Annotated in this window: 17 protein-coding genes; 6 read left to right on the forward strand and 11 right to left on the reverse strand. The window is 66.9% G+C overall.

Annotation, left to right across the window (positions count from 1 at the left end; translation table 11 throughout):
- The first annotated feature begins 65 nt into the window (after window positions 1-65).
- Window positions 66-638 carry a TetR/AcrR family transcriptional regulator gene (locus tag ACUXVX_RS19995; RefSeq protein ID WP_446309673.1) on the forward strand — a complete coding sequence of 191 codons (573 nt, stop codon included), beginning with the start codon at window positions 66-68 and terminating at the stop codon, window positions 636-638.
- Window positions 639-683: 45 nt separating this feature from the next.
- On the opposite strand, the gene ACUXVX_RS20000 is transcribed toward ACUXVX_RS19995, so the two are convergent.
- Genes ACUXVX_RS20000 through ACUXVX_RS20015 form a run of 4 tightly spaced genes read right to left on the reverse strand, consistent with a single transcriptional unit; the run spans window position 684 to window position 3,722 of the window.
- Window positions 684-1,688: an OmpA family protein gene (locus ACUXVX_RS20000; RefSeq protein ID WP_446309674.1), complete on the reverse strand. Its 1,005-nt coding sequence runs from the start codon at window positions 1,686-1,688 to the stop codon at window positions 684-686.
- On the reverse strand, window positions 1,685-2,257 hold the full coding sequence (locus ACUXVX_RS20005) for a peroxidase-related enzyme (protein WP_446309675.1): 573 nt from the start codon (window positions 2,255-2,257) through the stop codon (window positions 1,685-1,687). Before ACUXVX_RS20005 ends, ACUXVX_RS20000 begins: the two co-directional genes overlap by 4 nt.
- Window positions 2,258-2,268: 11 nt before the next feature.
- Complete coding sequence (locus ACUXVX_RS20010; protein ID WP_446309676.1) at window positions 2,269-2,991, reverse strand: GNAT family N-acetyltransferase; 723 nt, start codon at window positions 2,989-2,991, stop codon at window positions 2,269-2,271.
- 8 nt (window positions 2,992-2,999) lie between these two features.
- Window positions 3,000-3,722: a competence/damage-inducible protein A gene (locus ACUXVX_RS20015; protein ID WP_446309677.1), complete on the reverse strand. Its 723-nt coding sequence runs from the start codon at window positions 3,720-3,722 to the stop codon at window positions 3,000-3,002.
- Between the two features lie 44 nt (window positions 3,723-3,766).
- On the opposite strand from ACUXVX_RS20015, the gene sfsA reads away from it, so the two are divergent.
- Window positions 3,767-4,471 (forward strand): DNA/RNA nuclease SfsA, encoded by a 705-nt coding sequence (sfsA, locus tag ACUXVX_RS20020; RefSeq protein WP_446309678.1) that lies wholly within the window; start codon window positions 3,767-3,769, stop codon window positions 4,469-4,471.
- 30 nt (window positions 4,472-4,501) lie between these two features.
- Here sfsA and ACUXVX_RS20025 read toward each other — a convergent pair whose 3' ends face one another.
- Window positions 4,502-5,359 carry a mechanosensitive ion channel family protein gene (locus ACUXVX_RS20025; protein ID WP_446309679.1) on the reverse strand — a complete coding sequence of 286 codons (858 nt, stop codon included), beginning with the start codon at window positions 5,357-5,359 and terminating at the stop codon, window positions 4,502-4,504.
- Window positions 5,360-5,560: 201 nt separating this feature from the next.
- On the opposite strand from ACUXVX_RS20025, the gene map reads away from it, so the two are divergent.
- Both map and ACUXVX_RS20035 read left to right on the forward strand, forming a co-directional pair.
- Window positions 5,561-6,370 (forward strand): type I methionyl aminopeptidase, encoded by an 810-nt coding sequence (gene map, locus ACUXVX_RS20030; RefSeq protein WP_446311570.1) that lies wholly within the window; start codon window positions 5,561-5,563, stop codon window positions 6,368-6,370.
- Window positions 6,363-7,316 (forward strand): serine hydrolase domain-containing protein, encoded by a 954-nt coding sequence (locus ACUXVX_RS20035; RefSeq protein ID WP_446309680.1) that lies wholly within the window; start codon window positions 6,363-6,365, stop codon window positions 7,314-7,316. Before map ends, ACUXVX_RS20035 begins: the two co-directional genes overlap by 8 nt.
- 233 nt (window positions 7,317-7,549) lie before the next feature.
- On the opposite strand, the gene ACUXVX_RS20040 is transcribed toward ACUXVX_RS20035, so the two are convergent.
- Genes ACUXVX_RS20040 through ACUXVX_RS20055 form a run of 4 tightly spaced genes read right to left on the reverse strand, consistent with a single transcriptional unit; the run spans window position 7,550 to window position 10,308 of the window.
- Window positions 7,550-7,912 (reverse strand): hypothetical protein, encoded by a 363-nt coding sequence (locus tag ACUXVX_RS20040; RefSeq protein WP_446309681.1) that lies wholly within the window; start codon window positions 7,910-7,912, stop codon window positions 7,550-7,552.
- Window positions 7,905-8,561: an HAD family hydrolase gene (locus ACUXVX_RS20045; protein WP_446309682.1), complete on the reverse strand. Its 657-nt coding sequence runs from the start codon at window positions 8,559-8,561 to the stop codon at window positions 7,905-7,907. The genes ACUXVX_RS20040 and ACUXVX_RS20045 overlap by 8 nt, the downstream gene beginning before the upstream one ends.
- A complete protein-coding gene (gene rsmD, locus ACUXVX_RS20050) occupies window positions 8,558-9,109 on the reverse strand; it encodes a 16S rRNA (guanine(966)-N(2))-methyltransferase RsmD (protein ID WP_222471927.1) in 552 nt (183 codons plus the stop codon). The genes ACUXVX_RS20045 and rsmD overlap by 4 nt, the downstream gene beginning before the upstream one ends.
- Complete coding sequence (locus ACUXVX_RS20055; protein ID WP_446309683.1) at window positions 9,106-10,308, reverse strand: NAD(P)/FAD-dependent oxidoreductase; 1,203 nt, start codon at window positions 10,306-10,308, stop codon at window positions 9,106-9,108. The genes rsmD and ACUXVX_RS20055 overlap by 4 nt, the downstream gene beginning before the upstream one ends.
- Before the next feature lie 85 nt (window positions 10,309-10,393).
- Here ACUXVX_RS20055 and ACUXVX_RS20060 point away from each other — a divergent pair, with 85 nt between their 5' ends.
- Entirely contained in the window at window positions 10,394-10,882 is a 489-nt protein-coding gene (locus ACUXVX_RS20060) for a peroxiredoxin (protein ID WP_222496626.1), read from the forward strand.
- Between the two features lie 76 nt (window positions 10,883-10,958).
- Complete coding sequence (locus ACUXVX_RS20065; RefSeq protein WP_446309684.1) at window positions 10,959-11,546, forward strand: hypothetical protein; 588 nt, start codon at window positions 10,959-10,961, stop codon at window positions 11,544-11,546.
- A gap of 37 nt (window positions 11,547-11,583) precedes the next feature.
- On the opposite strand, the gene ACUXVX_RS20070 is transcribed toward ACUXVX_RS20065, so the two are convergent.
- Together ACUXVX_RS20070 and ACUXVX_RS20075 are read right to left on the reverse strand one after the other, a co-directional pair.
- Complete coding sequence (locus ACUXVX_RS20070) at window positions 11,584-11,841, reverse strand: 4a-hydroxytetrahydrobiopterin dehydratase (RefSeq protein WP_446309685.1); 258 nt, start codon at window positions 11,839-11,841, stop codon at window positions 11,584-11,586.
- Window positions 11,838-13,019 carry a GNAT family N-acetyltransferase gene (locus ACUXVX_RS20075; protein WP_446311571.1) on the reverse strand — a complete coding sequence of 394 codons (1,182 nt, stop codon included), beginning with the start codon at window positions 13,017-13,019 and terminating at the stop codon, window positions 11,838-11,840. The genes ACUXVX_RS20070 and ACUXVX_RS20075 overlap by 4 nt, the downstream gene beginning before the upstream one ends.
- Between the last annotated feature and the right edge of the window lie 13 nt (window positions 13,020-13,032).

A 13,032-nucleotide genomic window follows, 5' to 3' on the forward strand; every position in this document is an offset into this window, starting at 1 on the left:
TCCTTGGGTGAAGAAACATACACTCTGCATGTATCTATCGTGACATAAACATACAGAGTGTATGCATGCAATCAAAACCCGCCCGCCGCTCCAACGAGGCCCGCACCCGAGAGACCCGCGAGGCGCTGCTGATCGCCGCCAGAAACTGCTTTGTAAGCAAAGGCTTCACCGCCACCGGCACGCCCGAGTTGGTGGCCGCCGCAGGCATGACCCGCGGCGCGCTCTATCACCACTTTTCCGATAAAACCGATCTCTTCCGCGCGGTGATCGAGGCCGAAGCAGAGTCCGTTGCCGCCGCGATTCGCGCCGCGGCGCCCGCCGATGTGCCGGTGATCGAGGCGTTGCTCTCCGGCGCCGATGCCTACTTCACCGCGATGGAGGCCCCAGGCCGTGCCCGCCTCCTGCTCATCGAGGCGCCCGCCGTGCTCGGCCTCTCCGAACTCGCCCGCCTCGATGATCAGACCGGCGGCGCCACCCTGCGCGAGGCCCTCACCGCGCTCCGGCTACAGGCGCCCATCCCCGAAACCGCGCAGTTGCTCTCCGCCATGTTCGACCGCGCCGCGCTCGCCATCGCAGAGGGCGCCAACCCGGCCCCCTACCGCGCCGCGCTCGCTCACCTGCTGAACGCCCTCGCGTAGCTCGGCACCCCGCGAGAACGCCTCGAAAGACGAACGAGCGCCCGCCTACTCCGTCGATGAAAGAATGGCCTCAACCCGCCGGTTGGCCTCACGGCCCTGCTCGGTCAGGTTCGAGGTGATCGGCGACAGAAAGCCCACGCCCTCCGCCTTGATCTGGCTCGCGGGCACGCCCAGCGCGGTCAGCCGCGCTTCAACCGCCCCCGCCCGCTTGCGCGACAGCGCAATATTGCCCGCCAGCGAGCCCTCGGCATCGGTATGGCCCACCAGCACGACCGACCGCTCCGGGTGGGTCTTCAGGTAGCCCGCCAGCAGGTCGAGCGAGGTGTAATCCCCCTGCTCCAGCTGCGAGGAGCCAGTGGCAAAGGCGAGGTCTTCCAGCACCGCGCGGCCGTGGATCTCAAGCTGCTGGGTCAGGGGCATCCCGGTCACGCCGGGCACCGAAAAGCCCAGCGCCGGCCCGGCAAGGTCATCCTCGTCGCCCTCGTCCACAAGGCTGGTGGTCAGGTCCGGCGTCTTGGTCGAGGCGACCAGCACATCCTCCGCCACCTCCTCCGGCCCGACACGGGTGATCTGCACAAACCCCCGGCCCGCCGAACGGCTCACCAGAAAGGCCACGTATTCCGGCTTGTCCTCGCCCATCCGGTGCGCCGCCATGAAGCGGTAATCCCCGAGGTCCACATGCATATCCGGCTCGGGGATGTTCTCGGTCGCGTAGCGGAAGTCGAAGCCCCCGCACTGCCGCGCCTCGCACTCGAAGATCACCTCGAAGCCAGAGTCCTCGACCTGCGCGCGCAGCGGGGCCAGCAGTTGCAACGTGGTCATCCCCCGCGCCTGCACCTGCCACGCCTGCTGGCGCACCTGTCCCTCGGCCCAAACACTCTGAATGTCCCCATTGCGGAACGGGCTGATCGGCATGCGGTAGGAGCCGAAGGTTTCCACCTGCTCCGCCGTCTGGCGGGCACCGGCCGGAAACTCCAGCTTCAGGGCATCGGCAACACCGGCTGCCGGGGCAGCGAGGGCTGCGGCCATGAGGGCCACACGAAGGCTCATCGGTTCTGACCGTGATACTCCGGGTTCGGTTGCATTTCCGTTGCCGTCGCCACCCGGTTCGTCATGTTGAAGAACCCGGCCACCGAGGCAATGTCCCAGATGTCCCGGTCACTCCAACCAACGGCGCGCAGCGCGGCGCGGTCTTCATCATCCACCTTGGCGCACGATTCTGTCAATTTTGCAGCGAAATCCAGCATTTTGCGCTGCTTCTCGGGCAGGTCGGCCACCCGGTAATTCATAACCATCTGCTCGCCCAGCACGGAGTCGCCACTCAACTGGCGCACCGCCTGCCCATGCGCCACGAGGCAGTAGAAGCAATGGTTGATCGAGCTGACGACCACCGCGATCATCTCGCGCTCCAGCTTGGTCAGCCCGGAGTCCGCCAGCATCAGGTCGTTGTAGAGCGCGGTGAAGGCATTGAGCTTGTCGATGTCGAAGGCATAGGCCTTCAGCACGTTGGGCACGAGCCCCAGCTTCTCTTCGCAGATCTCGAAATACTTCGCCGTCGCTTCAGGGAGCGGGTCGACCATCGGAAGGTCGAGCGCGGTGACGCCTTCGTTCTTAGCCAAATCTCTGCCTCTCACTCGGCCTCTTCTCGGGCCTGACGCTGACGATACAGGTAGTGGCCCACCAAATCCATTTCTAACAGCTCATACAACGCATTTGCCGCCGCATTCTGTTGCGTGACGAGAACTGTCATGAAGGCCGCGCCCTGATCTTGTGCCCACCGCGCCGCGCCCCGCATCATATTGACGGCGGCGCCTTGCCGACGCATGGCAGGCCGCACCTCCAGCGCGTGTAACATGGCAATATCGCCGTGCAGCGCCACAAAGGCCGTGCCCGCCGGCGTGTCGTTCGACCGGCCCAAAATCGCCGTCTTCGGCCCCGCCGCCCGCGTCATGATCGCCACGCGCTCCGGCCCGATGCCGCCCTCGGCCCACATCTCCCGCTGAATCTTCAGCGGCGGGAAATCCACGGCAAAGGCCCGCACGCGCGGCAGCTCACCCGCCGCCAGCCGCGTCACCGGCGCCACACGAATGTTGGTCGGGTCTTTCACCACGTAGCCCGCCTCGGCCAGCCGTGCGTCGAGCCGGGTCTGGTCGCCCCTCAGCCGCACCAGCGCGGGCTGGCCCAGCGCCGCCTGCGCCTCCTCCATCGGGCCAAGCGCGGCCTCTTCGTCATCCGTGGTGGCCGATGACACCCGGCTGCCCCCGCCGCCGCCCTCGCGCACCTGCCAGCCCCCGGCTTCCACGCTGCGGACCGCAGGCCATGTCGCGTCGATCGCGGCAAAGAGGGCGTCCATCCCGGGGGTCACGTGCCGAACAGCTCCACCAGCCGCACCATCGCCGCATCCACCCGCGCCGCATCCTGCCCGCGCACCACGATGTTCGTGCCAAAGGCCCCGTCCTGCTGAAACGGGTAGGAGCCGAACGAGAGGTCGCTGAACTCTTCCGCCAGCGCGCCCAGCGGGTCGGCCACCACGCCCTCGCCGCGCATCACCCGGAGCGACTGCGAGAGCAACGGTGCCCCGCCGGTGATCGTCGGCAGCACGCCCGCCACCATCGCCTCGAAAACGCTGGGCACCCCCGCCATCACATGCACGTTCTCCAGCGTGAAGCCGGGCGCCACGCTCACCGGATTCGCGATCATGGTCGCCCCCTCGGGCACCCGCGCCATCCGCTTGCGCGCCTCGGTAAACTCGATACCCCGCGCCGCGTAGTGATCGCCCAGCAGCTTCAGCGCATCGGCCCGCTGCGGCGCGGTGGTGCCAAAGGCGGCAGCCACGGCCTCGGCGGTGATGTCGTCATGGGTGGGGCCAATGCCGCCCGAAGTGAACACATGGTCAAAGTAGAGCGCGAGGTGCCGCACCGCCTCGACGATGGCCGCGCGCTCGTCGCTGACCACCCGCACCTCCTTGAGATCGACGCCATGCTTGGTCAATTCCCCGGCCAGATGGTGCATGTTGCTGTCGCGTGTCCGCCCTGAAAGGATTTCGTCACCGATCACCAACATCGCCGCTGTGGGGTTGCCCATGCTGCCTCCTTGAGCCTTGCTGCCTGTCGGTATAGGCCCGCCCCATGCGCTTCGCCACCCCCCTCGTCCCGGCCCGCCTGACCCGCCGCTACAAGCGGTTCCTCGCGGATGCGGTACTGGAAGGGAGCGGCGCCGAGGTGGTCGCCCATTGCCCCAACCCCGGCGCGATGACCGGCCTCGCCGAGCCCGGCATGCGGATCTGGCTGGAGCCCAACGACGACCCGAAGAAAAAGCTCAAATACGGCTGGCGGCTGGTCGAGCATGGCGCAGGCCACTTCACCGGGGTCGATACCGCCCTGCCCAACCGCGCACTGGCCGAGGCCTTGCGCGCAGGCACCGTGCCGGGGCTGCAGGGCTACGAGACAATCCGCGCCGAGGTGCCCTATGGCGAGAAGAGCCGGGTAGACTTCCTGCTCACCGCCGCCGGGCGGCCCGATTGCTACGTCGAGGTCAAATCGGTGACCCTCTCGCGCCAGCCCGGCCTCGCCGAGTTCCCCGATACCGTCACCGCACGCGGCGCGCGCCACATGGCCGAACTGGCCGCAATGGCCTCTGCCGGCCACCGCGCCGTGGTGCTCTTTCTCGTGCAACGCACCGATGCCGCGCGCGTGGCCGTGGCGTCAGATATCGACCCGGCCTATGCCGAGGCCTTCACCGCCGCCCGCGCCGCCGGGGTCGAGGCAATGGCGCTTTCCTGCAGCATAACGCCCGAGGCCATCACCCCGGGCGCACCGCTTCCGCTCCTGTAGGGCGGGACTTGTCCCGCCATCCGGCCAGCCTTACTCGGCGGCCACCGTGTAGATCGTCCGGCAGGGGAACGGGATCTCGATATCGGCCTCGTCCAGCGCTTCCTTCACCTTGCGGGTGATATCGGCCTTGTAGGCAAAGTATTCCGACGCATCGACCCAGACCCGCACGAGGAAGTCCACCGACGAGTCCCCAAGGTTGGTGACCTGGAAGAACGGCTCCGGCTCCGCCTTGCTGCGCTCGTCCGCCATGATCGTATCGCGGATCACCTGCTCCGCCTTGGCAAGGTTCACCCCGTAGCCCACGCCAAAGGTCCACTCCGCGCGGCGGGTCTTGTTGGTGGAGTAGTTCTTGATCGTGTTGCCCCAGACATCGCTGTTCGGCACGATCACCTGCACATTGCTGAGGTCGGCCAGCTCGGTGGTGTTCAGCGTGATATCCTTCACCGTGCCCATCTGCCCGTCGATCTCCACGAAATCGCCCATCTTGAACGGCCGGAACACGATGATCATAACGCCCCCCGCCACGTTCGAGAGCGTGCCCTGCAGGGCAAGGCCAACCGCAAGGCCGGCGGCACCGATGGCGGCGATGATCGAGGTGGTCTGCACCCCGAAGGTGTTGAGGATGATCAGGAAGGCAAAGCCGAGGATGATCCACCGCACGATGTTGCCCAGAAAGTGGAACAGCGTGTCATCCAGCTTGGCGTTGTTCTCCGCGATCGCCACGATCCGCCGCTTCACCCAGCCCGCCACGATGTAGCCAACAATCAGGATCAGGATGGCGGTGACCACCGAGCCGAGGATCGAGGCCATGAACCCGATGGTGAGAAAATCGCCCAGCACCTTGTCGGCCCCGACCGGGGTGTTCAGCAAATTGTTAAGAAATTCCATGCCTGTCGTCCTGTCCTTGTCCCGTTCTTTTCCCTGCGTCGCATGACGCAACCGGCGCTAAAAACGCCCTGTTCACAATGGCTCAACGCCCCCATGTCAAAAAACGTTCCCGGCCGAAAGGCCCCTCTGCCCGTCCCGACCTAGCGTTTCGCGGTCAAAGCGCCTATTTGGAGGGAGAAACTCCGAAAGACGATGAGAATGATGGACGAAACGCGCGAGCGGCTGACACGAGACGGTATCCGCATCTATGGCGAGGCGGATTTTGCGGGGATGCATGCCGCAGGCCGTCTGGCGGCTGAAATTCTCGATGCCTGCGCGCCCCTCGTGCAGCCCGGCGTGACCACCGCCAGCATCGACGCCGAGATCGAGCGGCGGGTCAACGAGGCCGGGGCCAAGTCGGCCACCATCGGCTACAAGGGCTACAAGCACGCCTCCTGCATCTCGGTGAACCACGTGGTCTGCCACGGGATTCCCAGCGAGAAGGTGCTGAAGGACGGCGACATCCTTAATATCGACGTGACCGTGATCGTCGATGGCTGGTTCGGTGATACCTCCCGCATGTTCGTCGCCGGCAAGCTGCCCCGCAAGGCCGAGCGGCTGATCGAGGTCACCCATGATGCGCTGATGCGCGGGATCGAGGCGGCAAAGCCCGGCCAGACCTTCGGTGACATAGGCCATGCGATCCAGAGCTATGTCGAAAGCCACCGCATGTCGGTGGTGCGCGACTTCTGCGGCCACGGCCTGGGCCGGGTGTTTCACGCCCCGCCCAACGTGCTGCACTATGGCCGTCCGGGCACCGGCCCGACGCTCGAAGAGGGCATGTTCTTCACCATCGAGCCGATGGTGAACCTCGGCCGCCCCGAGACCAAGGTTCTGTCGGATGACTGGACGGCGGTGACCCGCGACAAGTCGCTCTCCGCGCAGTTCGAGCACTCCGTCGGCATCACCTCCTCCGGGGCCGATATCTTCACCCTCTCGCCCGCCGGGCTCTTCCACCCGACCTATGGCTAGGGCGCTCGCCGCCCTGTTGCTGCTTCTGGCCCTCACCGGGCCGCTGGCAGCACAGGGCAAGGCGGGCGCGGTCGAGCAGGTCTGGCGGCAATGGGCCGCCGCAAACGGGTTGCCCGCCACCACCCTTGCCGTGGCCGAGAACGGCCAGATCGTCGCCCGCCGCGGCATCGGCGCCAACCCCGATACCGCCTTCGACCTCGCCTCACTCTCCAAGGGCATCACCGGGGCCTGCATCGCCGCGCTGGTGCGCGAAGACAGGCTCCGGCTCGATACCCCTCTCGGCCTGATCCTCGGCGCGCAATCCGCCCGCCACGTGGATACCCCGCTCTCCGCCTTCCTGACCCATTCCGCTGGCCTCTGGCCCGACGCCACCCAGCGGATGAGCCTGCGGCAATGGGCGCGGAGCTCCGCCCTGCATCTGCCCGTCGTCCGCCCGGCGCTGGCCCGCGCCCCGCGCGGCAAGGGCCGGACACGCTACAACAATGAGAATTACGCGGTGCTCGGCGCGGTGATCGAGGCGGTCACCGGCCAAGGCTATTACACTGCCTGCGCCCGCCGCCTCGGCCTCTCCGGCCTCGCCCCCAGCCCGCGCTGGGGCGGCACCGGGGCCTTCGGCGGCTGGCGCGGCTCGGCAGCCGCCTACACCGCCTTCCAGATCCGCCACTTCGGCCCGCGCTCCTCCATCGGCGCCGCACCCCGCCGCTGGGCGCTGAACCGGATCGACGGTAATTCCAGCTACTCCATGGGCATGCTCACCCGCTCCAGCCGTCTCGGGCAGGTCTTCTGGCACGCGGGCCTGCTGTGCTCGTCCCGCAAACGCGGCAGCGGTGGCTATACGGTGACGTTCGGCGGCAGGCTGACGGTAACCGTGCTCTTCACCGGCTGCGTCAGCGAAAACGACCTGCGCGATCTTGGGAAGCGGCTGACGCAGGTGGCCGTGCGCTAGAACCGCTGACTGCGCACCTTGCACGGAATCAAGCCGTCAGGCGCCGTGCAGCGCCGTCCCGCCCCATGGGGCGGCGCTTTGGTGAGGTTGGGGGGAACCTCTAATGGAAGATGACTGCTGCGCGATAAAGTGGCATGCACGGTCGGTGTCAGCGCCACCCCACGGGACGGCGCTACCCGGCTCACCCGGTTTCCCGCGTAGGGTGCGCATTCATGGCGCACCACTCACCCGCCTCACCTCCCATCAGGCTCCACCGGAAACCGCCCGTCAATCCGCCACACGCCCCGCCGGTCCAACCGCGCGCTCTCCATCATCGGCTCAGCGACCACCCCGCCAAACCGCGCCTCGTGCAAATACACCGGCCGCCCGCGGATGACCGCGATCACCCCGTAACACTCCCGCAGAGCCTCCTCCGGCTCGTCCACGTAGCGCCACGCAAAGCCGCCGCCGATGCTGGTGTTGAAACACTCGATCCGCCGCCCGTCCTTGTCACAGGCCAGCGCCCGGCAATCGTTGCAGAAGTGCCAAGGATACCGCAGAAACGCCTTCCGCTTCGCCCCGCAGCCGGGGCAGAAGTGCTCCGGCAGCTCATCCATCGAGCAGCGCCTCTAGCCCGGCCTGCAATTCCGCCATCGAATGCACCGTGGCCACGCCCTCGGCCTCCATCTTGGCCGCGTTGCCATGCTCGACGTAGCCGAAAAACTGCATCCCCGCGTCCCGCGCGGCCCAATGGCCGACCGGGCTGTCATCCACCATCACCGCTCGCTCCGGCGCCACGCCCGCCGCCTCCGCCGCGATCAGCAAGAGGCCCGGCTCCGGCTTGGCGGTGCCGTGGTCATGCGCCGAGAACACCCGCGCGCCCAGCCGCTCCAGCAGCCCGCTCGGCCCCAGCGAGCCGCGCATCTTCTCCATCGGCCCGTTCGAGGCCACGGCCACCGCCACGCCCCGCGCTTCCAGCCAGTCGATCAGCGCCACCGCGCCCGCCGTCATCTCCACGCCTTCGGCCATCCGGGCAAAGATGCGCTGGTAGATGAACGCCACCCAATCCTCCGGCAGATCGGCCCCCGCCTCGCGCAGCCGCCGGTCCACATCCTTCATCGTTCCGCCGGTGAAGCGGTCATGAAAGTCGGCGGCGCTCACCTCAAAGCCCCGCGTCGCCAGATCGGCCACCACCAGCTCCGAGAGCGGCCCCTCGCTGTCCACCAGCACGCCGTCGCAATCGAATATGACCAGTTCGGGTCTCATGACTTCTCCATCAGGGTGATATGCGTGTCGCCATAGGCGCGGTGTTCGATCAGGTCAAAGCCCTCCGGCGCCTCCATCGGCGCCGATTCCTCCCAGACGATCAGCGCCTCCGGCGCGATCCAGCCGCCCTCCACCGCGCTGGCCAGCGCCCGCTGCCCCAGCCCCTTGCCATAGGGCGGATCGAGGAACACCAAGTCAAACGCCGCGCCCCGGTTCTCGCCAAGCCGCACGGCATCGCGGCGATAGAGCTTCACCTCGCCCATCGCCCGCAGCTTCTCCACGTTCTCCCGAATGAGCGCCCGCGCCTTGTGCCCGTCATCCACCGCCGTCACATGCACCGCGCCCCGGCTCAACGCCTCCAGCCCCAGCGCGCCGGTGCCGGCAAAGAGGTCGAGCACCCGCGCGCCCTCGACCCCGCCGCGCGAGGCCAGCACGTTGAACAGCGCCTCCCGCACCCGGTCGGACGTGGGCCGCAAATGCGCCCCCGCATCCCCCTTGCCCAGCGCCGCCAGCGCCGTGCCGCGGAATTTTCCGCCAACTATTCTCACGCCTTGAGCAGCGCCTTCAGCTCGGTCGCCGGGTCCGCTACCGCCGCCTTGTCGGGGCTCTTTCCGCCCTCGATCAGCCGCTTGCCCACCATGTAGGCCCGGCTGTCGTTCATCGCGTCCACCGCCAGCAGCTTGCCGCCGCCGTAGTACCAAAAGCTCACCGTCTCGCCCTCGCCCCGGGTGACGATCTCATCGTATCCGGTGTTCAGCCCGGCGATCTGCAGCTTGGTGTCATACTGATCGCTCCAGAACCACGGCTTGGCCACGTAATCCTTCTCCGCGCCCAGCATGTTCTCGGCCACCAGCTCCGCCTGATCGATCGCATTGCCGACCGACTCCAGCCTGATCCGCCCGCCGCCATGCGGGAAAGAGGCGCAATCGCCCGCCGCATAGATCGACGGGTCAGAGGTGCGCCCCTGCGCATCGGTCTTGATCCCGTTTTCGATCATCAGCCCGCCCAGCTCGGCAATCTGCGTGCAGGGCGTGATCCCCACGCCCACGATCACCACATCCGCCGCCAGCTCCTCGCCATCGGTGAGCAGCGCGCCCGTCACCCGGCCCTCGCCCAGCAGCTTCTCCAGCCCGATCCCCTCGCGGATATCGACGCCATGATCCTCATGCAGCGCGCGGAAGTAATCCGAGGTCTGCGGCGCCGCGACCCGCTGCAGGATCCGGTCGGCCATCTCCACCAGCGTCACATCCAGCCCCAGCTTGGCGCAGACCGCCGCCGCCTCCAGCCCGATGTAGCCGCCCCCGATGATCAGCGCCTTCTTTCCCGCGCCCAGCTCCGGTTGCATCCGGTCGATATCGGCCAGCGTCCGCACGGTGAACACGCCACCCAGATCGCCGCCAATCGCCGCCGGCAGACGGCGCGGCGCGGAACCGGTGGTCAGCGCCAGCAGGTCGTACTTCAACCGCTCCTCGCCCAGATGCAGCTCCTTGTGCTCCCGGTCGATCCCCGTCACCGGCGCGCCCAGCTTCAGCGTGATGTTCTGCTCGGCATAATACTCCTCGCTGCGCAGGTAGAGCCGCTCCAGCTCCATCTCGCCCAGAAGGTAAGCCTTGCTCAGCGGCGGCCGCTGATAGGGCACCACCGGCTCCTCTCCCACCAGAGTGATCCCGCCGTCAAACCCCAGCCCCCGAAGCTTGCTCACCAGCGCAGACCCTGCCTGCCCCGCGCCCACCACAACGATATCCATGCCCGACCTCCCTTGCCTTTCCGCACGTTCGCGGCATTTCATGAACCGAACGACGAGGACAGCAAATAGATAAAGGGAGAAGATCATGCAAATCTCGGTGGGAGACACGATCCCTTCGGCAACTTTCGTGCGGATGGGCGCCGAAGGGCCGGAGCAAATCGCGCTGAAAGACATCACCACAGGCAAGAAGGTCATCATCTTCGGCCTGCCCGGCGCCTACACCGGCACCTGCTCCACCAAGCACGTGCCGAGCTACATCGAGAACATGGGCATGCTGAAAGAGAAGGGCGTGGCCGAGGTCATCTGCGTCTCCGTCAACGACCCCTTCGTGATGGACGCATGGGGCAAAGACACCGGCGCCACCGAGGCCGGCATCCACATGCTGGGCGACCCGGAAGGCACCTTCACCAAAGAGATCGGCATGAGCTTCACCGCCCCGCCCGCCGGCCTCATCAACCGCTCCCTGCGCTACGCCATGGTGCTGCACGACAACGTGGTGACCACCTTCAACCTCGAAGGCGGCCCCGGCGAATGCTCCGTCTCGGCAGCCCCGGCGCTCTTCGACGAGCTCTAAATCCAAATGGCTCCCCGGCGCTTCCGGCCCTCATCGCATCTGCGAGCAGGGACCAAAAGCGCCGGGAAGTAGCCCCATGCCCTGGATTCCGCTCTACCTCACCCCGGCAGACCTGCCCGCCCTGCTCGACCTGCTGGGCGATGACATCGCATTTGTGGTAAGCAACGGCCCCGGCAAGTGGCGCGCCGTGGCAAGCCACACCCCCGCACCCCGCTCCCGAACCGTGCTCTGGCACGTGCCCTCCGGCCCGCTGCCGCTTCTGGGAGCGATAACCCCGGGTGCCATCCCCCCGGTCGCTCCCGACACCCTGATAGAAGACCCATGGTCCGGCTGGACGGAGAACTACCCCGGCGCCATGCCGGACGAGCCCTATTTCGGGCCGGCCCACTTTGGCATCATCATACTGTACCTCAATCTGCAGCCCAAAGACACCGGAAGCCGCTGCGGCATGTCCAGCTTCGGGTGGACAGGCAATCGCTCCGGGAGCACTGCCATACAGCCCTCACGGGTCACCGAGCGCCGCTGGGCCAAGCTCCGCCGTCAGGTCGCCAAGATCGGCACCAAGGTTCCCCGTGGCGGCCTCACCAGCGCGGAACCGCCCGAAATCTGGGCCTTCCCCGATGCCATGCAAGATATCGACGTGGCCGACCGCAACCCGCTCTGATGCGCACGCCAACCGAAAAATCTTCGTGAAGATTTTTCTACCCCGCCAGCTTCTCCATCACCGAAGCCAGCTTCAAGTCCTTCTCCGTCAGCGCACCCGCCGAATGCGTCGTCAGCCGCACGTCCACACGGTTCCAAGAGTTCGACCAATCCGGGTGATGGTCCGCCTTCTCCGCCGCCAGCGCCACCCGCGCCATCCAGCCAAACGCCTCGGAGAAATTCCGGAATTTGAAGCTCTTCGCCAGAGCTTCGCCGTCCCGCGCCCAGCCCGCCGCTTCCAACTCTTCCAGCGTCAATCCTGCTCCTCCCGATGCTCGCGGCGGAACGGCCCGTAGCCCGTCAGCACCTCGATTTCGTAATCCACCGCGCGGGCCTCCTCCTCCAGAAAATCCGCAATCGCCCGGCGGAAGCCCTCATCGGCCACCCAGTGCAGCGAATGTGTCTCTTTCGGCAGATACCCCCGCGCCAGCTTGTGCTCGCCCTGCGCCCCCGCCTCCACGCGGGCAAGCCCTCGCGCAATCGCCTCCTCGATGGCCACATAGTAGCACAGCTCGAAATGCAGGCAGGGGTGATGCTCGGTGCAGCCCCAATACCGGCCAAAAAGCGCGTCCCGCCCGATGAAGTTGAGCGCCCCGGCGACGAACCGGCCCTCGCGCTCCGCCAGCACCAGCAGCACATCCTCGCGCAGCCCGGCCTGCACCTCGTCAAAGAAGGCCCGCGTCAGATAGGGCGAGCCCCACTTCCGCGCCCCGGTGTCCTGATAGAACTGCCAGAACGCATCCCAATGCTCCGGTTCAATCTCCCCCCCGGTCAGCCGCAGGATGCGCCCGCCAAAGCCCTGCGCCCGCTCACGCTCTTTCCGAATATTCTTCCGCTTACGGCTGCTCAGATCAGCCAGAAAATCGTCAAACGTGCCATACCCCCGGTTCTCCCAATGAAACTGCTGCCCCCTCCGGTGCATCAGCCCCATCTGCGCGCCCGCCTCGGCCTCCGCCTCGGTGCAAAACGTGGCATGCACGCCTGAAAGCCCGGCCTGCGCCGCCACCTGCACCGCACCCTGCACCAGCGCGCTCATCCCGATCCGTTCCCAACCCGGCTTCACCAGAAACCGCCGCCCCGGCACCGGCGTGAACGGCGCCGCGATCTGCAACTTCGGATAATACTCGCCCCCGGCCCGCTCAAAGGCATGGGCCCATGAGTGGTCGAACACGTACTCGCCCTGGCTGTGAAACTTGGCATACATCGGCGCGGTCGCGATCAACTCGTCGCCCGCCCGCGCCAACAGGTAGGTCGGCTGCCAGCCAGACCGCCCGCCCACCGAGCCGCTGTCCTCCAGCGCCTTCAGGAACCGCCAGGTCACAAACGGGTCTTCCGGCCGCCCTTCTCCGGGCGCGGCACAGGCATCCCAAGCCTCCGGCGTCACCGCGCCAAGGCTGTCCACCGTCTCAATGGAAATTTCCGAGCTGCCATCCATAGCCACGCCAGAC

The organism is Vannielia sp. SX4 (assembly GCF_052828525.1).

Coding starts and splice junctions, on each gene's coding strand:
- ACUXVX_RS19995 (WP_446309673.1), top strand. CDS start 66: ATGCAATCAAAACCCGCCCGCCGCTCCAACGAGGCCCGCACCCGAGAG.
- sfsA (WP_446309678.1), top strand. CDS start 3,767: ATGCGCTTCGCCACCCCCCTCGTCCCGGCCCGCCTGACCCGCCGCTAC.
- ACUXVX_RS20035 (WP_446309680.1), top strand. CDS start 6,363: ATGGCTAGGGCGCTCGCCGCCCTGTTGCTGCTTCTGGCCCTCACCGGG.
- ACUXVX_RS20055 (WP_446309683.1), bottom strand. CDS start 10,308: ATGGATATCGTTGTGGTGGGCGCGGGGCAGGCAGGGTCTGCGCTGGTG.
- ACUXVX_RS20010 (WP_446309676.1), bottom strand. CDS start 2,991: ATGGACGCCCTCTTTGCCGCGATCGACGCGACATGGCCTGCGGTCCGC.
- ACUXVX_RS20060 (WP_222496626.1), top strand. CDS start 10,394: ATGCAAATCTCGGTGGGAGACACGATCCCTTCGGCAACTTTCGTGCGG.
- ACUXVX_RS20025 (WP_446309679.1), bottom strand. CDS start 5,359: ATGGAATTTCTTAACAATTTGCTGAACACCCCGGTCGGGGCCGACAAG.
- ACUXVX_RS20075 (WP_446311571.1), bottom strand. CDS start 13,019: ATGGATGGCAGCTCGGAAATTTCCATTGAGACGGTGGACAGCCTTGGC.
- ACUXVX_RS20015 (WP_446309677.1), bottom strand. CDS start 3,722: ATGGGCAACCCCACAGCGGCGATGTTGGTGATCGGTGACGAAATCCTT.
- map (WP_446311570.1), top strand. CDS start 5,561: ATGGACGAAACGCGCGAGCGGCTGACACGAGACGGTATCCGCATCTAT.
- ACUXVX_RS20000 (WP_446309674.1), bottom strand. CDS start 1,688: ATGAGCCTTCGTGTGGCCCTCATGGCCGCAGCCCTCGCTGCCCCGGCA.
- ACUXVX_RS20040 (WP_446309681.1), bottom strand. CDS start 7,912: ATGGATGAGCTGCCGGAGCACTTCTGCCCCGGCTGCGGGGCGAAGCGG.
- ACUXVX_RS20045 (WP_446309682.1), bottom strand. CDS start 8,561: ATGAGACCCGAACTGGTCATATTCGATTGCGACGGCGTGCTGGTGGAC.
- ACUXVX_RS20065 (WP_446309684.1), top strand. CDS start 10,959: ATGCCCTGGATTCCGCTCTACCTCACCCCGGCAGACCTGCCCGCCCTG.